The organism is Streptomyces sp. GESEQ-4, from assembly GCF_017948455.1.
In the GTDB taxonomy this organism is placed as follows: domain Bacteria; phylum Actinomycetota; class Actinomycetes; order Streptomycetales; family Streptomycetaceae; genus Streptomyces.
Genome location: NZ_JAFFSU010000015.1, coordinates 92898 through 112446, shown reverse-complemented (window position 1 = coordinate 112446; position 19549 = coordinate 92898). Strand labels below are relative to the sequence as shown.

At 69.4% G+C, this 19549-nt stretch carries 17 protein-coding genes; 10 read left to right on the top strand and 7 right to left on the bottom strand.

The window, feature by feature from the left end:
• Positions 1-8: 8 nt before the first annotated feature.
• The 8 genes from KCH48_RS26950 to KCH48_RS26920 all read left to right on the top strand — a co-directional run bounded on the left by KCH48_RS26950 (position 9) and on the right by KCH48_RS26920 (position 6812).
• Positions 9-422, top strand: a complete 414-nt coding sequence (locus tag KCH48_RS26950) for a roadblock/LC7 domain-containing protein (protein ID WP_030231800.1) — start codon at positions 9-11, stop codon at positions 420-422.
• 112 nt (positions 423-534) lie between these two features.
• A complete protein-coding gene (locus KCH48_RS26945; RefSeq protein ID WP_210577342.1) occupies positions 535-930 on the top strand; it encodes a DUF742 domain-containing protein in 396 nt (131 codons plus the stop codon).
• The gene (locus KCH48_RS26940; protein WP_210577340.1) at positions 911-1486 is read left to right on the top strand and encodes an ATP/GTP-binding protein; all 576 of its coding nucleotides are present in this window, start codon (positions 911-913) and stop codon (positions 1484-1486) included. Before KCH48_RS26945 ends, KCH48_RS26940 begins: the two co-directional genes overlap by 20 nt.
• A 388-nt stretch (positions 1487-1874) precedes the next feature.
• Complete coding sequence (locus tag KCH48_RS43480) at positions 1875-3437, top strand: nitrate- and nitrite sensing domain-containing protein (RefSeq protein WP_374104716.1); 1563 nt, start codon at positions 1875-1877, stop codon at positions 3435-3437.
• A gap of 39 nt (positions 3438-3476) precedes the next feature.
• The gene (locus tag KCH48_RS43475) at positions 3477-5147 is read left to right on the top strand and encodes an ATP-binding protein (protein ID WP_374104715.1); all 1671 of its coding nucleotides are present in this window, start codon (positions 3477-3479) and stop codon (positions 5145-5147) included.
• A gap of 10 nt (positions 5148-5157) precedes the next feature.
• Positions 5158-5571, top strand: a complete 414-nt coding sequence (locus KCH48_RS26930; protein ID WP_033321188.1) for a roadblock/LC7 domain-containing protein — start codon at positions 5158-5160, stop codon at positions 5569-5571.
• A gap of 94 nt (positions 5572-5665) precedes the next feature.
• Positions 5666-6250: a DUF742 domain-containing protein gene (locus tag KCH48_RS26925; protein WP_210577338.1), complete on the top strand. Its 585-nt coding sequence runs from the start codon at positions 5666-5668 to the stop codon at positions 6248-6250.
• Positions 6231-6812, top strand: coding sequence for an ATP/GTP-binding protein (locus KCH48_RS26920; protein WP_026243582.1), 582 nt, complete (start codon positions 6231-6233; stop codon positions 6810-6812). The genes KCH48_RS26925 and KCH48_RS26920 overlap by 20 nt, the downstream gene beginning before the upstream one ends.
• Positions 6813-6992: 180 nt before the next feature.
• On the opposite strand, the gene KCH48_RS26915 is transcribed toward KCH48_RS26920, so the two are convergent.
• Together KCH48_RS26915 and KCH48_RS26910 are read right to left on the bottom strand one after the other, a co-directional pair.
• Complete coding sequence (locus tag KCH48_RS26915; RefSeq protein ID WP_210577335.1) at positions 6993-7184, bottom strand: acyl-CoA carboxylase subunit epsilon; 192 nt, start codon at positions 7182-7184, stop codon at positions 6993-6995.
• Between the two features lie 57 nt (positions 7185-7241).
• Positions 7242-8837: an acyl-CoA carboxylase subunit beta gene (locus tag KCH48_RS26910; protein WP_210577334.1), complete on the bottom strand. Its 1596-nt coding sequence runs from the start codon at positions 8835-8837 to the stop codon at positions 7242-7244.
• 423 nt (positions 8838-9260) lie between these two features.
• Here KCH48_RS26910 and KCH48_RS26905 point away from each other — a divergent pair, with 423 nt between their 5' ends.
• Positions 9261-9872, top strand: coding sequence for a YceI family protein (locus KCH48_RS26905; protein ID WP_210577549.1), 612 nt, complete (start codon positions 9261-9263; stop codon positions 9870-9872).
• A 30-nt stretch (positions 9873-9902) separates the two neighbouring features.
• Here the strand turns inward: KCH48_RS26905 and KCH48_RS26900 are convergent, their stop codons facing one another.
• Positions 9903-10472, bottom strand: coding sequence for a YdeI family protein (locus KCH48_RS26900; RefSeq protein WP_210577333.1), 570 nt, complete (start codon positions 10470-10472; stop codon positions 9903-9905).
• Positions 10473-10690: 218 nt separating this feature from the next.
• On the opposite strand from KCH48_RS26900, the gene KCH48_RS26895 reads away from it, so the two are divergent.
• Positions 10691-11473: a serine protease gene (locus KCH48_RS26895; protein WP_210577332.1), complete on the top strand. Its 783-nt coding sequence runs from the start codon at positions 10691-10693 to the stop codon at positions 11471-11473.
• A 121-nt stretch (positions 11474-11594) separates the two neighbouring features.
• Here the strand turns inward: KCH48_RS26895 and KCH48_RS26890 are convergent, their stop codons facing one another.
• The 4 genes from KCH48_RS26890 to cimA all read right to left on the bottom strand — a co-directional run bounded on the left by KCH48_RS26890 (position 11595) and on the right by cimA (position 19478).
• A complete protein-coding gene (locus KCH48_RS26890; RefSeq protein ID WP_210577331.1) occupies positions 11595-12944 on the bottom strand; it encodes a hypothetical protein in 1350 nt (449 codons plus the stop codon).
• Between the two features lie 124 nt (positions 12945-13068).
• On the bottom strand, positions 13069-16089 hold the full coding sequence (locus KCH48_RS26885; protein ID WP_210577330.1) for a glycoside hydrolase family 3 N-terminal domain-containing protein: 3021 nt from the start codon (positions 16087-16089) through the stop codon (positions 13069-13071).
• A 205-nt stretch (positions 16090-16294) separates the two neighbouring features.
• Entirely contained in the window at positions 16295-17782 is a 1488-nt protein-coding gene (locus KCH48_RS26880; protein WP_246885919.1) for an ATP-binding protein, read from the bottom strand.
• 91 nt (positions 17783-17873) lie between these two features.
• A complete protein-coding gene (gene cimA / locus KCH48_RS26875; RefSeq protein ID WP_210577329.1) occupies positions 17874-19478 on the bottom strand; it encodes a citramalate synthase in 1605 nt (534 codons plus the stop codon).
• Positions 19479-19549 lie beyond the last annotated feature (71 nt).

Sequence of the window (19549 nt, the reverse complement as noted above, 5' to 3'; positions counted from 1 at the left end):
TGAGGCAGATGAGCCAGGCGGCACAGAACCTGAACTGGTTGATCACCAACTTCGTGGACAACACCCCAGGGGTGTCCCACACCGTCGTCGTGTCCGCCGACGGTCTCCTTCTGGCGCTGTCGGAAGGCTTCCCGCGCGACCGGGCCGATCAGCTCGCGGCCGTCGCGTCGGGTCTCACCTCGCTGACGGCCGGGGCCTCCCGGATCTTCGAGGGGGGCGATGTGGCACAGACGGTCGTCGAGATGGAACGCGGCTTCTTGTTCCTGATGTCCGTCTCGGACGGCTCGTCCCTGGCCGTCCTCGCCCACCCCGAGTGCGACATCGGTCTGGTCGGCTACGAGATGGCGCTGCTGGTCGACCGCGCGGGCGCAGTGCTCACGCCCGACCTGCGCGCCGAACTGCAAGGAAGTCTGCTCCACTGACCCGCCCCGGATCTACCCGTCTCACCAAATCACCGTCCGGCCGCCACAATCCCCCCACCGGCCACCGTCTGACGGCACGACTGACCGACTTGCTGTCCCGCCCGGAGGATTCATGACCCCGCCCACCGCCTCTCATGATCCGTACGCGGAGCCGTACGGGGACGAAGGCGACGAGCCGCTGGTACGTCCTTACGCGATGACCGGTGGCCGTACCAGGCCGCGCTACCAGCTCGCCATCGAGGCCCTGATCAGCACCACGGCCGACCCGGCGGCGCTCATGGGACTCCTCCCGGAGCACCAGCGCATCTGCCATCTGTGCCGTGAGGTGAAGTCGGTCGCCGAGGTGTCGGCTCTCCTCGCCATGCCGCTCGGCGTGGCGAGGATCCTCGTCGCCGACCTCGCCGAGGCCGGCCTTGTCGCCATCCATCAGCCGGGCGGCGACGAGAGCACCGGCGCGCCCGATGTGACACTGCTCGAAAGGGTGCTCAGTGGACTTCGCAAGCTCTGACGGAGGTCGGTCCACCACCTCCGCGAAGATCGTGGTGGCCGGCGGCTTCGGCGTCGGCAAGACGACGTTCGTCGGCGCCGTCTCCGAGATCAACCCGCTGCGCACCGAGGCCGTGATGACGTCCGCGAGCGCGGGCATCGACGACCTCACCCACACCGGGGACAAGACCACCACCACGGTGGCCATGGACTTCGGCCGCATCACGCTGGACCGGGACCTGATCCTGTACCTGTTCGGTACGCCGGGTCAGGACCGGTTCTGGTTCATGTGGGACGACCTGGTGCGCGGCGCCATCGGTGCCGTGGTCCTGGTCGACACCCGCCGTCTCGCCGACTGCTTCCCGGCGGTGGACTACTTCGAGAACAGCGGTCTGCCGTTCGTCGTCGCACTCAACGGCTTCGACGGGCACCAGCCGTACGCTCCCGAAGAGGTCCGTGAGGCCCTCCAGATCGGTCCGGACGCCCCGATCATCACGACGGATGCCCGACACCGGTCAGATGCGAAGAGTGCCCTGATCACGCTGGTCGAGCACGCTCTCATGGCTCGTCTGAGGTAGCGCTCACGTCACATTCAAATCGGAAGCGCCATACGGCAGTTGTCGTAGATGTCCCGGAGCCGACTGTGTCCTTTGACACGGTCGGCCACGGTGTTCATAACGTTTCGGCAGAGGAATCGGGTGGTACCGCCACGCGTCGCGGTCGACTCGTGTCGCTGCGCACACAAAGGCCCCGTCATTTGACGGGGCTCGCTCTTTATGACCGTTTTATCTGGGGCTTACATCGCTTGTAATGATCACTTTCCACTGTTTGGAAGAGCGCACGGCCACGTGCTGGAATGCCTGAACTGCCCAATAGTCAAAGACGTACTCATCAGTCGATGACGAACAGGGCTCTGAGACACTGCGGCACACCGAAGGTGCCGACCGCCGAGAGGTTGTTGGTCGAGTGAGGCGAAGCAAGAACGGTCCCGAGCCGTCGTCGGCGCGGGGCAACTTCACCCCGCCGCCGCGCGGAGCGGCGCCCGCCCATGTGCCCGGATCGGAGCCAACGGCCGCGCCGGCTCCGAGCGGCGGCCGTTTCTCCCCACGCAACTGGCGCGTGCCGACCCGGCTGAACGCGATCCTGCTCATACCCGTGGTGGTCGGCCTGGTCATGGGCGGCTTCCAGGTGAAGAGCTCGATCGACACCTGGCAGGAGGCCGAGGACGCGGAGAACACCGCGCGCCTGGTCCGGGCCGCCCTGTCCTATGGCGACAAGCTGCTGGTCGAGCGCGACGTGACCGCCGCGCCCCTGCTCCAGGGCAAGGGCGAGGACGACAAGACGGTCGTGGCTGCCCGCAAGGCGACAGACGAGGCCGCCGACGTCTTCGACGAGGCCGCGCAGAACATGCCGGACCGGCCCAACCTCGTGCGCCGTCTGGATCGCATCCGTGAGGTGGAGCCGAAGCTGGCGCAGCTCCGCGCCGGCGCCTACACCGACAAGCTCACGGGCGTGCAGACCGAAGAGGGTTACGTGGAGGTCGAGCACCGGCTGCTCGAGTTCTCCAACGAGCTCGGCCTGGGCACCGGCAACATCACCAGCTACGGCCGCACGGTCTACGCCATCTCGCTGACCAAGGGCGCGCTCTCGTTGGAGCGCTCCATCGGCATGCACATGCTGATCAAGCCGGGCACCAGCGCCACCAGCCTGGCCCAGCAGCGGGTCGCCCTGTCCTCGTACGCGTACCTGGAGGGCATCGCCATCCAGGAGTACCAGAGCGGTGGCACCGAGCAGGACGTCCAGAAGCTGGAAGACGCCACGAAGCAGATCAAGGCCGAGGGCGCTGCGATGGCCAAGCAGGCCGCCGCGGACGCCGCCCAGAAGGGCGAGAAGTACGTCCCGCCGCCGTCCGACCCGACCGACATGGTCGCGGCCATCTCGGGGCTTCAGACCACGGACCCCAGCGCTCGCGAGGCGCTCGCCCAGCAGGGCATCACCGCCGAGAACTGGTGGGCGGTCAACACCCTCAAGTTCAACGCGTACAACAAGATCGAGACCGACCTCGCCAACACCGCGGTGAACGAGGCCGCGACGATCTCCGACGACGCCAAGCGGGACGCCTTCATCGTGGGTGCCGCCGTCGTGGTCGCCCTGCTCGCCGCGTTCATCCTGGCCGGCATGGTGGCCCGCCAGATGTCCCGCTCGATGCGCCAGCTGCGCAACGCCGCCTTCGGCATCGCCGAGCAGCGGCTGCCGATGCTGGTCGACCAGCTGTCGCGCACCGACCCCGGCCGCGTCGACACCCGGGTCGCGCCGATTCCGATCAACTCGACCGACGAGATCGGCGAGGTCGCCCGCGCCTTCGACCAGGTCCACCGCGAGGCGGTCCGACTGGCCGCCGAGCAGGCCCTACTGCGGGGCAACATCAACGCGATCTTCACCAACCTGTCGCGCCGCAACCAGTCGCTGATCGAGGGCCAGCTGACCCTGATCACCGACCTGGAGAACAACGAGGCCGACCCGGACTAGCTGGAGAACCTCTTCAAGCTGGACCACCTCGCGACCCGTATGCGCCGCAACGGCGAGAACCTCCTGGTCCTCGCCGGCGAGGAGCCCGGCCGCCGCTGGGACCAGCCGGTCCCGCTGGTCGACGTGCTGCGCGCCGCCTCCTCCGAGGTGGAGCAGTACGAGCGCATCGAGCTCTCCGGCGTCCCGGAGGCCGAGATCCACGGCCGCGCGGTCACCGACCTCGTGCACCTGCTGGCCGAGCTCCTGGAGAACGCCACCACGTTCTCCTCCCCGCAGACCAAGGTCCGTGTCACCGCGACCCGGCTGCCCGACGGCCGCGTGATGATCGAGATCCACGACAAGGGCATCGGCCTCACCGCCGAGGACTTCGCGGACATCAACCACAAGCTGGCCAACCCGCCGACCGTGGACGCCGCGATCTCCCAGCGCATGGGCCTGTTCGTGGTCGGCCGGCTGTCCGACCGACACGGCATCCGCGTCCAGCTGCGCCCCTCCGGCGAGCAGGCCGGTACGACGTCCCTGGTCATGCTGCCCGACGCGATCACCCACGGTGGTGGCGGCGACTACCAGTCGGCCCCGGACGAGTTCACGGTCTCCCAGATCATCCCGGAGCGCAGCTTCCAGGGTGAGGACTTCAACCGCCAGCCGCTGCGCACGGCCGCGGAGCTCGGCTTCGACGACAGCCGCTACTCCGAGGTCCCGGACGACATACGCGAGCTGGACCCCGTAGGCCGCTCCCTGATGCGCGAGGAGCGCCGGGCGGCCCTGGAGTCCCAGAGTCCGCAGGACCCGGGCCAGCAGCCCGGCCAGGACGCTTCCGCCCCCTCGTACCCCGACGCGTTCGACGACCTGCAGCAGCCCTACGAGGGCGGCCAGGGCGGCTACCCCGAGCAGCCCGGCGGGTACGACCAGCAGACGGCGTACGACGAGCGGCAGCAGACGCCGTACGAGGAGCAGCAGCGTCCGGCGTACGACGAGCCGTACTACGCGCCGAACGGGGGCCTGCCGCAGAGCGACACGTTCTCGTCGAACGGCGGCTACCCCGAGCCCTCCTATCCGGAGCCGGTCCAGGAGAACCACTCGGCGCCCCGCGGCTCCGCGCCGGAGACGTTCGCGGCCTTCGAGGAGCGCCGCTACCAGGACGACTGGCCGCAGCAGAACGACTACCAGAACGGCTACGGGTCCGAGTACGCTCCGGAACCGGAGTCCACGCCGGCCGCTGACGCGAGTGAAAGCGACCACGTAGGCTTCGACCGTCCGGGACCGGCCCCCTCCGCGTCTCACGAGCTGACCGACGCCGGACTGCCCCGCCGCGGATCGACCCCCGCGAACGGCAACGGCTCGCGGCCCGTGAACCAGGAGCAGCCGGCCTCCGCACCGGAAAGCAACGGCAGCGGCAATGGCGACTGGCGCTCGGCGAACGACGCGCGCTGGCAGCAGGCCGCACAGCTCCGCAAGCCCAAGGCGGGCGGCGTGACCGCCTCCGGCCTGCCGCGGCGGGTACCCAAGGCCAACCTGGTCGAAGGCACCGCCGAAGCGACCCCTCAGGGTGGCCCACAGGTCTCCCGCGCTCCCGAGGACGTCCGGGGCAGGCTGAGCAACCTGCGCCGCGGGGTCCAGCGGGGCCGCAGCGCGGGAAGTGAAACGAACGGCCAGGCCACTAGGAATCAACACAGTGGTCCTGACAGCACCTACAACCAGGAGCGTTAGTGTGAGCCCGATGAGCCAGGCGGCGCAGAACCTGAACTGGTTGATCACCAACTTCGTGGACAACACCCCCGGGGTGTCACACACGGTGGTGGTCTCCGCCGACGGACTCCTTCTGGCGATGTCCGAAGGCTTTCCGCGCGACCGCGCCGACCAGCTCGCGGCGGTCGCCTCCGGTCTGACCTCACTGACCGCCGGTGCCTCGCGCATCTTCGAGGGCGGCAGTGTGAATCAGACGGTTGTGGAGATGGAGCGGGGATTCCTGTTCATCATGTCCATCTCCGACGGTTCGTCGCTCGCAGTACTTGCACACCCGGAGGCGGACATCGGCCTCGTCGGGTACGAGATGGCGCTTCTGGTGGACCGTGCCGGTACGGTCCTCACCCCTGATCTGCGTGCGGAGCTCCAAGGGAGCCTTCTCAACTAACAGTCAGACGGTGCGTTTTGGCGTCCCGTGGCCGTAAGGTTTCGGGACGCGGCTCCACAGTGATGGGTGCCAGGCACAGTCGGAGGAGGAGAAAGTGGCAACACCCCCAGGCGGTTCGTCTTCGGGCAACTGGTCATACGGCCCTGCCCAGGGCCCGGGTCAGGACGACGGGTCGGCGAACCGGTACAACTTCCCCTCCGCACCGAGCCAGCGGCGGCAACCGTACGCGCCTCAGGGTCCGCAGGGTCCCGGGCCGTACGACCAGCCGCATCAGCCGCGCATCCAGCCGGTGCAGCCGCAGCGACGCAGCCCTGAGCCGGCGCCCGCCGGGGCGACGAGCAACCCCCTGGTGCGCCCGTACGCCATGACCGGCGGCCGGACACGCCCGCGCTACCAGCTCGCCATCGAGGCACTGGTGCACACCACCGCGCAGCCGCATCAGATGCAGGGCCAGTTGCCCGAGCATCAGCGGATCTGCAACCTCTGCCGAGAGATCAAGTCGGTGGCCGAGGTCTCGGCTCTCCTCACGATCCCCCTCGGCGTGGCCAGGATCCTCGTCGCCGACTTGGCGGAGGCGGGCCTGGTCGCCATCCATCAGCCCGGCGGCGACGAGAACGCCGGCGGCCAGCCAGACGTGACACTGCTCGAAAGGGTGCTCAGTGGACTTCGCAAGCTCTAGCGGAGGGCCTTCCCGCTCCACCACGTCCGCGAAGATCGTGGTGGCTGGCGGCTTCGGCGTGGGCAAGACCACGTTCGTCGGCGCCGTCTCGGAGATCAACCCGCTGCGCACGGAGGCCGTCATGACGTCTGCTTCGGCAGGCATCGACGACCTCACCCACACCGGGGACAAGACGACCACGACGGTCGCCATGGACTTCGGCCGCATCACCCTGGACCAGGACCTCATCCTGTACCTGTTCGGCACCCCCGGTCAGGACCGGTTCTGGTTCATGTGGGACGACCTGGTGCGCGGCGCCATCGGCGCGGTCGTCCTGGTCGACACCCGCCGTCTCGCCGACTGCTTCCCCGCGGTCGACTACTTCGAGAACAGCGGACTCCCGTTCGTCATCGCCCTCAACGGCTTCGACGGACAGCAGCCGTACAACCCGGACGAGGTCCGTGAGGCCCTCCAGATCGGCCCCGACACCCCGATCATCACGACGGACGCCCGCCACCGGGCTGACGCGAAGTCGACGCTGATCACGCTTGTGGAGCACGCGCTGATGGCGCGGTTGCGCTAGCCGCGCGGTGCAGCGTGAAGGGGGCGCCCTCTCCGTTTGGAGAGGGCGCCCCCTTTTGGCGTGCTGCGTGCGGCTACTGGGCTGCCCCTGCGGGTAGTTCGCCGCCTGCGGGCCGTGTGTGGCTGGTCGCGCAGTTCCCCGCGCCCCTTGGAGGCCTGCGGCCTCCTTCGGGCGCGGGCTTCAGCGCCAGCTGTGTGGTGCGCGGAATCCCGGCTCTCGCTCCAGGCGGCGCCAGCCTGCCTTGGCGCGGCCTCGGTGGGTCGGCTCGGTGGGCGGCTGGGCGGCGGCGCGGGCGAGGAGGATGGCCGTGATGGCGGCGACTTCCTCGGGCTCGGCGTGGCCCTTCTCGACGCGGATGTCAGGGGTGTTCATAGGTCTCAGTCTCCGTGAGAGAGGTTTCCGCGCGGGTAGCGCGGAGGGTCCGCTGGGTTACTGCGGAGGGTTGCCGTGCTTGCGGGAGGGCAGGTCTGCGTGCTTGGTGTGCAGCATCGCCAGGGACTTGATCAGGACCTCGCGGGTTTCCGCCGGGTCGATCACGTCGTCGACCAGACCGCGCTCGGCCGCGTAATACGGGTGCATCAGCTCGGACTTGTACTCCTTGACCATCCGCGCCCGCATCGCCTCGGGGTCCGGGGCCTCGGCGATCTGCCGGCGGAAGATGACGTTGGCCGCGCCTTCCGCGCCCATCACCGCGATCTCGTTCGTCGGCCAGGCGTACGTCAGGTCGGCACCGATGGACTGGCTGTCCATGACGATGTACGCACCTCCGTAGGCCTTGCGCAGGATCAGCGAGATCCGCGGCACGGTCGCGTTGCAGTAGGCGTAGAGCAGCTTTGCTCCGTGCCGGATGATCCCGCCGTGCTCCTGGTCGACACCGGGGAGGAACCCGGGGACGTCGAGGAAAGTGACGATCGGGATGTTAAAAGCGTCACACATCTGGACAAAGCGCGCAGCTTTTTCCGAGGCCTCGATGTCGAGGACCCCGGCGAGGCTCTGCGGCTGGTTGGCGATGATGCCGACGACCTGGCCGTCGAGCCGGGCCAGCGCGCAGATGATGTTCCGCGCCCAGCGCTCGTGGACCTCGAGGAAGTCGCCGTCGTCGACGATCTCCTCGATCACCTTCGCCATGTCGTACGGCCGGTTCCCGTCCGCCGGGACCAGGTCGAGGAGGACCTCGCTGCGGCGGTCCGGAGCGTCCGTGGAGTCCACGCGGGGCGGGTTCTCGCGGTTGTTCTGCGGCAGCATCGACAGGAGGTAGCGCACCTCGGCGAGGCAGGTCTCCTCGTCGTCGTACGCGAAGTGGCAGACGCCGCTCGTCTCGGCGTGTACGTCCGCGCCGCCCAGGCCGTTCTGGGTGATCTCCTCGCCGGTGACCGCCTTGACCACGTCCGGGCCGGTGATGAACATCTGGCTGGTCTCGCGGACCATGAACACGAAGTCGGTCAGGGCGGGGCTGTAGGCCGCGCCGCCCGCGCACGGGCCCAGCATCACCGAGATCTGCGGGATCACCCCGGACGCCTTGGTGTTGCGCTGGAAGATGCCGCCGTAGCCCGCGAGCGCGCTGACGCCCTCCTGGATACGGGCCCCCGCACCGTCGTTGAGGGACACCAGCGGCGCGCCGGCCGCGATGGCCATGTCCATGATCTTGTGGATCTTCGTGGCGTGGGCCTCGCCCAGCGCGCCGCCGAAGATGCGGAAGTCGTGGGCGTAGACGAAGACCGTGCGGCCCTCCACCGTGCCCCAGCCGGTGATCACACCGTCGGTGTACGGCTTCTTGCCCTCCAGACCGAACCCGGTCGCCCGGTGCCGGCGCAGCTGCTCGACCTCCCGGAAGGAACCCTCGTCCAGCAGCAGCTCGATGCGCTCCCGGGCGGTCAGCTTGCCCTTGGCGTGCTGCGCCGTCGTCGCCTTCTCGCTCGGGCCGGCCACCGCCTGCGCGCGGATCTCGTGCAGCTCGGCCACGCGCCCGCGGGCGTCGGTCGGCTCGCTCGTGGACTCACCCGGCGCCTCATCCAAAACGGTCATGTAGTGACCTTACGAAGGACAGCAAGGAAAGAGGGCCGTCGACTCCGTACAGTCTCCGGCCTGTTTTCCTGGTACCCCTGAACAGAACCACGACGGCATGCAGCCGTTCCGACTGGTCAGAGGGGATCCGGCTTGTAGGGGTCGCACAAAGTCGTCAGCCGAGAGCCACCTCACATTCATGTGGGGCACATGCCATCGCCGGAGTGAAACTCGAGCGTGGTTCGACGGCCGGTCGAGGGTACCCGAGGTGACCGCTCGACTCCGTTTCAAGAACATGGCGTCTGTTTCAAGAACATGGCGCGGAAGACGTTGAAGCTCGAACGGAATAGGTCTACGGTCGGCCGTGTTGAGCTCGTTGAACGTTCAACATCACCGGCCGTGGTCTCCGCCCGGAGCCGCGACCCGTCCCCTTTGGAGCAGATCATGGGCATCTTCGGCCGCAAGGAAGACACCACCGAGACCGCCGCTGCCGAGTCCGCCTCGGCGGCGCCCGACCTGGCCGCCCTGACCGGCGACTACACCATCGACCCGTCGCACTCCTCGATCGGGTTCGTCGCCCGCCACGCCATGGTCACGAACGTCAAGGGCAAATTCCTCGACTTCACCGGCTCGCTGCACCTGGACGGCGGCGACCCGGCGCAGTCCACCGCCTCCATCGACGTCAAGATGGACAGCGTCGACACGGGTTCCGCGGACCGTGACGGGCACCTGAAGAGCTCCGACTTCTTCAAGATCGAGGAGTTCCCGACGATGACCTTCCGCTCCACCAAGGCGGAGGCCCTCGGCGACGAGGACTACCGGATCACCGGCGACCTGAGCATCCTCGGAGTCACCAAGCCGCTCACCATCGACCTGGAGTTCAACGGCGCCGCGAAGGACCCCTTCGGCAACGAGCGCGTGGGCTTCGAGGGCAAGGCGGAGATCAAGCGCTCCGAGTGGGGCCTGACCTGGAACGCGGCGCTGGAGACCGGCGGTGTCCTGGTCTCCGACAAGATCAAGCTGAACTTCGACATCTCGGCGATCAAGAACGCGTGACGCTCCGCGACGGCGCCGGTGAGCCTCGGCTCACCGGCGCTTCGTCAACTCCCGGATGATCGCGGCCACTTGATCCGCCCGGCGCTGCCGGGTCCGGGCGCGCAGGAGGCCCAGCATGACCTGGTAGCGGTCGGTCCTGCCCAGCTTCTCGAAGGCCGCCCTGGCGCGGGGGTTCTCGTCCAGGGCCACAGCCAGTTCCGCCGGGACCGTCGCCTCCTTCTGCGACTCGTACGCCGCCTCCCAACGCCCGTCCGCCTTGGCCGCGTTCACTTCCGCAAGCCCCGCGGGGCGCATCCGGCCGGCCTCGGAAAGCTCCGCCACCCGCCGCACGTTGACCATCGACCAGAGGCTGCCCGGCCTGCGCGGAGTGATCCTCTGCAGGAAGTACGACTCGTCGAGCGCCCTGCGCTGCCCCGTGATCCAGCCGTGGCAGAGAGCCACGTCATTGACGTCGGCGGCGCTGACGGAAGGGATGCCCGAACCCTTCTTCGCGACCTTCACCCACAGGCCGGGGTGCGGCGCCGGGTGGGCGGTGAGCCAGGCGTCCAGGTCGGCGACGGACGCGAAGGGGTGGGGCTGCGGCTCGTCGGGAGACGTCATGGGGAGACCGTAGGCGAGCCCTCCATGCCGCGTCGGCACCCTCGCGATCACGCCACGAAGGAACCAGGCGATTGGCCGGTTTTCGGTCCTTGTGCGCGCGCTCACAGCGTCCACATAATCCAGCAACCAGGAATTGACCGGTCCATGCCAGAAGCTTCATGTCGGCCATGAAGCGGCGAGGGCCGGTCGATTGCCAACCCCCCACGGAAGGCGTCACGTTGAAGACTCTCCTCAAAGCCCTCAAGAGATGCGCGGTCGCCGGTGCGGCCGTGCTCGCGGTCGTCAGCCTTCAGCCCGTGTCCTCGGCGCAGGCCGCCCCCGCGCCCGTCGTCGGCGGAACCCGCGCCGCGCAGGGCGAGTTCCCGTTCATGGTCCGGCTCTCCATGGGCTGTGGCGGCGCGCTCTACACCCAGCAGATCGTGCTCACCGCCGCGCACTGCGTGAGCTCCACCGGCCCCAACACCAGCATCACCGCCACCGCCGGCGTCGTGGACCTCCAGTCCTCCTCCGGCCGCGTCCAGGTCCGCTCGACGTACGTCTACCGGGCCCCCGGCTACAACGGCACCGGCAAGGACTGGGCCCTCATCAAGCTCGCCCAGCCGATCAACCTGCCCACCTTGAAGATCGCCACGACCAACCAGTACAACACCGGTACCTTCACCGTCGCCGGCTGGGGCGCCGCCAGCGAGGGCGGCGGCCAGCAGCGGTACATGCTCAAGGCGACCGTGCCGTTCGTCAGTGACGCCACGTGTCGGACCTACAGCGGGTACAGCGGGCTCGTCGCGAACGAGGAGATCTGTGCGGGGTTCGCCTCCGGCGGGGTCGACACGTGCCAGGGTGACTCCGGGGGCCCGATGTTCCGCCGTGACGCGGCCAACGCGTGGGTTCAGGTCGGCATAGTCAGCTGGGGCATCGGGTGTGCACGGCCGAACGCGCCGGGGGTCTACACCGAGGTGTCCACGTTCGCCTCCGCGATCGCTTCGGCGGCGTCGTCGCTCTGAGGTTGCTGTCTCGTACGGCTTGATGGGGCCCCGGCGCGGAGTTGTGCGTCGGGGCCCTTGTCGGTCGGCTGCGGGTGCGTTGTGGCTGGTCGCGCAGTTCCCCGCGCCCCTTCGGGGCACTTCAGAACCCTCCGCCGAAGTCCCCTCCGCCTCCGAAGTCCCCTCCCCCGAAGCCGCCGCTGAAATCGTCCGTGTTGAAGTCGGCGCCGGAGACGTCGCCGCCCTCGTAGCCGCCGGTGCCGAAGTCGCCGTAGCCGGAGCCGTAGTCGGCCGCGTAGGCGGGGGTGGCCATCATGGAGCCGAGCATGGTGCCGATGAGGAGGCCGGGCAGGATGCCGCCGCCGAAGTAGCCGCCCGCCCAGGGGCCGTACGCCGGGCCCGCCTCCCAGTACGGGCGGCGGCCGGAGTCGGTGTCCACCTCGCGGACCAGCGGATCGCGGCCCTCGGCCAGACGGGACCGGTCCGCTGCGCAGACGGGCACCTCGCGGGGTGCGCCGCCGGACGGCGTCCAGGTCTCGTCGGCGACGGACGGACCGTGCCGCGGGTCGAAGAAGCAGGGCGGACGGCGGTCGGGCAGCGGCCTCTTCTCCCGCCTCGCCGCCAGCCGGGCCAGCGAGAAGCGGCCGTCCTCCAGGGATTGCGTGACGGCACGGACGTGTTCTGGTTTCTCGGCCTCCGCCATGTGCGTCTTCGCCTTGTCGTAGGAGTCGAGCGCGTGCTCGTAGTCCTCCCGCATGGCGTCGTCCGCGCCGGGCTCGCCCGGATGGAAGTCGAGGCGGTCCAGCTCCTCGCCGAAGGCGGTGATGTCCTCGTCGACGACGACCCGCAGCTTCTCCAGCGCGGCCCGCTGCTCCTCCTCGTGCCGGCGCCGGTTGCGGCGCACGATCGTGTACGCGCCCGCGCCGCCGGCCGCCAGCACCGCGCCGATCGTGATCAGCCCGGCGACCGGCACGCCGTCGTCGGTGCCGGTGGAGCCCCAGGAGGACGGCGCCGCGCCGCCCATGTTGGCCAGGGCCCGGTCGGTGAAGGCGGTGAGCTGGCTCTGGGTGGTCGGCTCGTCCTGCACGCTGGTGACGAGGTTCCGCACGGCGTCGTTCGGGAGCACGGACGAATCGGCCCTGGCCTGGAAGTCGTCGCCCAGGCGGATCGCGTAGGCACCCGTGATGCCCGTCGCGGTGCGCAGGTTCTCGAAGAGGTTGTCGGTGGGGTGGTCCGCGGGCAGAACCGCCACGAACAGCGGCTTGTCGGCGTCCTTGATCTGCTCGGCGAGCGCGTCCGCGTCCGACGTCGACAGCTGCCCGGAGGCGGCCGGGTCGACGTAGACGGGGCTCTCCTTGAGTGCTTCGGCTATGGCCGAGACGCTCGTGGCCGCGGAGGCGCGCGGGGCGTTCGCCGCTACGACGGTCAGCGCGGCGAGCGCCAGGGCGATCAGCAGTCCGATCAGGCCTCGGCCCAGTATCGCGACCTTCATACTGTCGAAAGTACCTGAAAGACCCGTAGATGGGACGTCCCCGTCGGGGGGAGATGGTGGGAGATCGGGGGGAGACCGGTGGGAGATGCGGGCCGCGCTCCGCACCTCCCACCCGACCAGCACCTCAGGCGGCCCGGTAGGCCGCCGTCAGTTTCTGCACGGCCGCCGCATAGCGTCCCGTGGTCAGCAGGTGATCGGCGTCGGCGAAGGGCTTCGCCACCGCCGCCGTCATCTTCGCGCCGGTCCTCTCCTGGACAATCAGCCGCGCCTTGCCGACGATCGCGCGGCCGGCCTCCGCAGAGCCGGCCTTCTCCGCCAGCGCCGCCGCGATCCCGAGCGCCTTCAGCGTGGCCGCCCCGCCCTGCGGGACCTTCGTCAGCGTGGTCAGGCCCCAGCCGTACGGGAACTGCGGGTCGTACGCCGAGTCGCCGACGTTGATCGGCAGCTGCGCCTGCGACTTCGGCCAGGTCACGGGGAGCTGCCCGGTGAACGGCCGCCTGCCGTACAGCACGTCCGCCACTCCGTCGCCCTCCGTGCCCGGCAGCCAGGACGCCACCAGCGCGTCGATGTCGCCGAGCCGGTCGCCGATCAGCTGCGTGCGCCCGGAGACGATCAGCACCGCGCACTTCATCGCCGCGCACACCTTGTCCACGGCTGCCTTGTCGGCGTCGGTCAGCTCCAGGTCGTGGCCGTTGCCGACATCACCGACGCCCTCGGCGTACGGGGTCTCGCCGACGACCACGACACCGACGTCGTGACCGGTCGTCGGCGCCGACGCATCCTTCGAGTACGTCAGCCGCGCGGAGCTCTTCCGCATCCCCTCCAGGATCGTGGTGCCCTCGGTGATGTCCCCGGACGAGCCCTGCCAGGTGACCGTCCAGCCACCGCTCTGGTTGCCGATGTCGTCGGCGTTGGAACCGGCGACGTACACCTTCTGCGACTTCTTCAGCGGCAGGACGGACCCCGCGTTCTTCAGCAGCACCTGCGACTCGGCCGCCGCCTCGCGCGCCACGGCCCGGTGACCGGCGGAACCGATCTCGGAGGCGCCGCTGGTGTCGGCGTACGGCTGCTCGAAGAGCCCCAGCTTGAACTTCTGGGTGAGGATGCGGGAGACGGCGTCGTCGATCCGCTTCTCGCTGACGCGCCCCGCCTCGACCTCGTCGACCAGTGTGGTGTGGAAGTCCTTGTACGCGTACGGGACCATGATCATGTCGAGGCCCGCGTTGACCGACGTACGGACGTCGGACGGGTAGTCGCCCGGAATCTGGTCGATGGCCTGCCAGTCGCTGATCACGAAGCCGTCGAAGCCCATCCGGTCCTTGAGCACGCCGTTGATCATGTCGGCGCTCGCGTGCATCTTCACCGGGCCCTCGTCGTCGCCGAGGAGGTCGAGGGAGGAGAACGACGGCATGACCGTGCCGACGCCCCGGTCCACGGCGTCCTGGTACGGCGCGAGATGGACGGCCTCCAGCTCCCGCTCGGTGACCTTGGTGACGCCCTGGTCGATGGTGTAGGTGCCGGTGGTCGAGGAGCCGTACTCGGTGCCGCCGTCGCCGACGAAGTGCTTGGCGGTGGCGAGCACCTTGTCGCTGCGGTCCAGGTCCCGTCCGTCCGCGCGCCCTTGAAGGCCCTGGATGACCGTCTCCATCGACTCGACGAGCGCGGGGTCCTCGCCGAAGGACTCGTAGGCGCGGCCCCAGCGGTCGTCGCGAGTGACGCACAGACAGGGGGCGAAGTCCCACGGGATGCCGGTAGCACGTGTCTCGGCGGCGGTCACCACGCCCGCCCGGTGGGCGAGCCCGGGATCGCGGCTCGCGCCAATGCCGATGTTGTGCGGCATGATCGTCGCGCCGACGAGGTTGTTGTGGCCGTGCACCGCGTCGACGCCGTAGATCAGCGGGATCTGGAAGCGGGTCGCCTGGGCCCGCAACTGGAAGCCGTCGATCATCTTCGCCCAGGCCTCGGGGGTGTTGGGCGTCGGCGTCGAACCGCCGCCGGAGAGCAGCGAGCCGAGGTCGTACGCCGCGATGTCACCCGGCGCGGTGAGCGCTCCCCGTTCGGCCTGGGTCATCTGACCGGCCTTCTCGGCCAGGGTCATGCGGGAGAGGAGATCGGCGACGCGCTTCTTCAGCGGCAGCTGGGTGTTCAGGTACGGCAGTCCGTGCGCGTCGACGACGACCTGCGGTGTCTCGGCCGGGGCCTTGGCGCCGGTGACCGTCAGCTTCAACGGGACCGTCTCGGCGGACTCGGCCGACCGGTCCTTGAGGGTGGGGACCTGGACGGTGCGGGTTGTGCCGGAGGCGGTGCCGGCGGGGAAGGTGATCGTGCCGGTGACCGGGGTGAAGTCCTTGCCGGGGGACGCGGTGCCGCCCGCCGTCTCGTACGTCACCGTCACGGGCTCGTCGATCGGAGCGGACCCGGTGGTGACGACGGAGATCTTCACGCCCGCCGCGCCGCCCTCGCGCACCGGGTACACGGCGGCGCCGGTCGTCACGGACGCGCGCAGCGACTGGTCCGCCTTGCCGTAGAGCTCGACGCCGTCCATGGCGAAGTCGCTCTTGACGCCGACCGGGAGCGTGACGGCGTAACCCCACATCTCGGTGAGGCCGAGGACCTGGTCGATGCCGCCGACCGGCTGGTAGTCCGTGCGATACGTGAAGTCGGTGAAGGGAATCTCGATCTGTTTCCAGCCACTGAAGTCATCGGTGAAAGAGGTCGTCCACAGCTCGGAGGCCTCGCCGTTGGCGCCGCCGTCCTTGAGTTCGAAGGCGATCTTCTTGCCGTTGTTCCGGCCGTCCCACCAGAAGCGGATGCCCTTGGCGGCCGACCAGTCGTGGGCGGGCTTGTCGAAGGCGAAGGTGTGGGTGAAGCCGCCGTAGCCGCTGATGTCGTAGCTGCCGGCCAGGACCTTCTCGCCCTCGGGGGCGTCTGGTCTCGGGCTGAACTGGAGGGCGGGCTGGTCGTCGGTGTCACTGCCCCAGGTGAAGAGACCCTCGGCGGGCGGGCTCGCGATGGGGACCTCGCCCTCGAAGCGGTCGACGGGAACGGGAGCGGGTTCATCGGCGCCGGCCGCCGCGCTCGCGGCGGTCAGCGGCAGCAATCCGGTCAGCAGGGTGGCGGAGACGAGCAGGGCGGTTCGTCGCATGCAACGCACAGAGCTTCCCCCTTGGCTCTCTTGGTCCACTCATCACTTACCTCACGGCGTGAGTGAACTGGGGCCCCAGCAGAGCCGTCAAGGCACCCGGCAACCCTGAACTCGCACCACACGACTTTGCCCGGATCCCGCTCCCGCCACGGGGTGCCGCCTGCACGGTGCATCCCGGCCCCTGAGCGGCCCCTCCCATGCCTCGTCACTCCCCTCCGTACAGCCGCCCCAGATCCACCAGCACCACATCGCCGGCCGCGTCGGCGGCCGCCCTCAAGTCGTCGGTGAAGCCGGCGCCGCTGTAGCAGGCCAGGCGTACTGCCGAGGTGTCCTGGCCGCGCTGCGTGAGCAGGGACTTGATGTGGCGGAGCCGGTCGAGGTGGCCGGTGCCCATGACGCGGTCCCATTTCGCTTCCCCGAGGGAGAGCAGCACGCCGTTGTCCTGGCCCACCGCCCCGCGCACCACGACGTCGACCTCGTGGCTGGTGCGGGTGTGCGGGTCGGCGACCGTGCCGTACGAGACGTCGATCGGCATCCCGCCGAAGGTCTCCGGCGCGGCGAAGTGCAGGACCCAGTCACGGCAGACCTGCTCGAAGTGCGGGCCCACGACGCCCGACTGGAAACGGCTCTGTGCGCTGCGCCAGACCTGTTCGGCCAACCCCCGGTCGAGGAGCGGGAGTCTGGGCCGCGCGATGGCGTGGTCGAACGCGATCAGTGGTTCGCCGACCCGGTAGACGCTCCGGTTGCGGCGGAAGGCGTCCACTTCTCGTCGTACGAGACCGCAGTCCTGGAGGACGGTCAGCGGGTGGGTGATGTCGCTGGTCGGCCGTTCCAGGCAGCCCGCGATGCCGCCGGCTGTCGCGTTTCCGGCGGCCAGGGCGGCGAGGACGGAGTGGTACAGGGCCCGGTCGCGGAGATCGGACTCGTCGGCGAGGAGGTATCGGGCCTCGCGGTAGAGGGGTGAGCGTGGGGAGAGCGCTGTACGGCAGACCCAGGAGTCGAAGTCGGCGAGGCCGTCCGGGACGTCGTCGCGGACGAACTCCCTGCGGTAGGCGGGCGTACCGCCGACGACGCTGTGGACGAGCAGCGCGAGGCGGTGATCCGTGATGCCCCAGAATGCTGCCGCCTGCCGGAAGTCCAGTGGCTGGACGACGAGTTCGAGTCCCGCGCGGCCCCGCAGCGGCGACGTACCGCTGAGCAGCTTGCCCATGAAGGAGAGCGAACTGCCGCACAGCAGCAGCCTGGTCCGCGACCGCAGGCGTTCGGGGCGGCGCGGCCCGTAAGCGACTTGGACGATGGAGGGCAGGGACGGCGTCGCACGGGCGAGGTAGGGGAACTCGTCGAGGACCACGGGCACAGGGCGGTCCCGGCCGAGCGCGAGGAGGGCGTCGACGGCGTGCTCCCACCGGTCGAACCGCATGGGCGCCACGGCACCGGTGTATTGCGCGAGTTCCTCTCCGAAGCGCCTCAGGGACTCCGCTTCGGTGGCCTCGTACGCGCAGAAGTAGAAACCGCCGGCTGCCCGTGCCAATGAGTCGAGCAGGAAGGACTTGCCCTGACGGCGACGCCCGGACACCACGGCCATCGTGGCTTCCGGGCCGTCATCCGCGGCGAACGCCGTCAGTTCGCTCCACTCCCAGTCGCGGTCGAACATGTCCGGCGGCTTGGCGAGGGCGACGGGCTTACGCGGCATGAGTGACCTCCGGGTCTCACGCTAGGGGAACCGCACTTCCGGGAAGTACGTTTCCCTGAACGAGCGCCAGGTCCGGATGGTCACCGCCGACTCACTCGGCCGGCTCCACCCCCGCCCGCAGCAGCCCGTACGCGTACGCGTCCTCCAGCGCCTGCCAGGACGCGGCGATGACGTTCTCGCCGACGCCGACCGTCGACCACTCGCCCTCGCCGTCGGAGGTAGCGATGAGGACACGGGTGGTGGACTGGGTGCCGTGCTTGCCTTCGAGGATGCGGACCTTGTAGTCGACGAGCTCGAGCTTGGCGAGCTGGGGGTAGATCTTCTCCAGGGCGACGCGCAGGGCGCGGTCCAGGGCGTTGACGGGGCCGTTGCCCTCGGCGGTGGCGACGATGCGCTCGCCCTTGGCGAAGAGCTTGACCGTGGCCTCGTTGGCGTGGGTGCCGTCGGGGCGGTCCTCGACGATCGCGCGCCAGGACTCGACCTCGAAGTACTTCAGCGGCCTGCCCTCGACCTCGGCACGCAGCAGCAGTTCGAAGGACGCGTCGGCCGCTTCGTACGTGTAGCCCTTGAGCTCCCGCTCCTTCACCCGCTCGACGACCCGGCCGACTAGCTCGCGGTCGTCGCCGAGGTCGACGCCGAGTTCCTTGCCCTTGAGCTCGATGGAGGCGCGGCCCGCCATGTCGGAGACCAGCATGCGCATGGTGTTGCCGACCTGCTCGGGGTCGATGTGCTGGTACAGGTCGGGGTCGACCTTGATCGCGGAGGCGTGCAGTCCGGCCTTGTGCGCGAAGGCGGAGACGCCGACGTAGGGCTGGTGGGTGGAGGGGGTGAGGTTCACGACCTCGGCGATCGCGTGCGAGATACGGGTCATCTCGCGGAGGTGGCCGTCGGGAAGGACCTTCTTGCCGTACTTCAGCTCCAGGGCGGCGACGACGGGGAAGAGGTTGGCGTTGCCGACGCGCTCGCCGTAGCCGTTCGCCGTGCACTGGACGTGGGTCGCGCCGGCGTCCACGGCGGCGAGGGTGTTGGCGACGGCGCAGCCGGTGTCGTCCTGGGCGTGGATGCCGAGCCGGGCGCCCGTGTCGGCCAGGACCGTCGAGACGACCGCCTGGACCTGCGCCGGGAGCATGCCGCCGTTGGTGTCGCAGAGGATCACGACGTCGGCGCCGGCCTCCGACGCCGTACGGACGACGGCCTTGGCGTACTCGGGGTTGGCGCGGTAGCCGTCGAAGAAGTGCTCGCAGTCGACGAAGACGCGGCGGCCCTGCTCCTTCAGGAAGGAGACCGTGTCGCGGACCATCTCCAGGTTCTCGTCGAGCGTGGTGCGCAGCGCGAGTTCGACGTGCCGGTCATGGGACTTGGCGACCAGGGTGATCACCGGGGCGCCGGACTCCAGCAGCGCCCTGACCTGGTGGTCCTCGCTCGCCTTGCCGCCCGCGCGACGGGTGGCGCCGAAGGCGACCAGCTGGGCGTGCTGGAAGGCGATCTCCGCCTGCGCCCGTGCGAAGAACTCCGTGTCCCGCGGGTTGGCGCCGGGCCAGCCGCCCTCGATGAAGCCCACGCCGAAGTCGTCCAGGTGCCGTGCGATGGCCAGCTTGTCCGCGACGGTGAGGTTGATGCCCTCCCGCTGCGCGCCGTCGCGCAGGGTGGTGTCGAAGACGTGGAAGGAGTCGTCGAGCTCGCTGGTTTCCGTCATGGTGTGTTGGCTCCTGATGAGGGGATCTCGGTCGTTACCGGAATGACCGGCTCCACCGTCCTCCAATGATC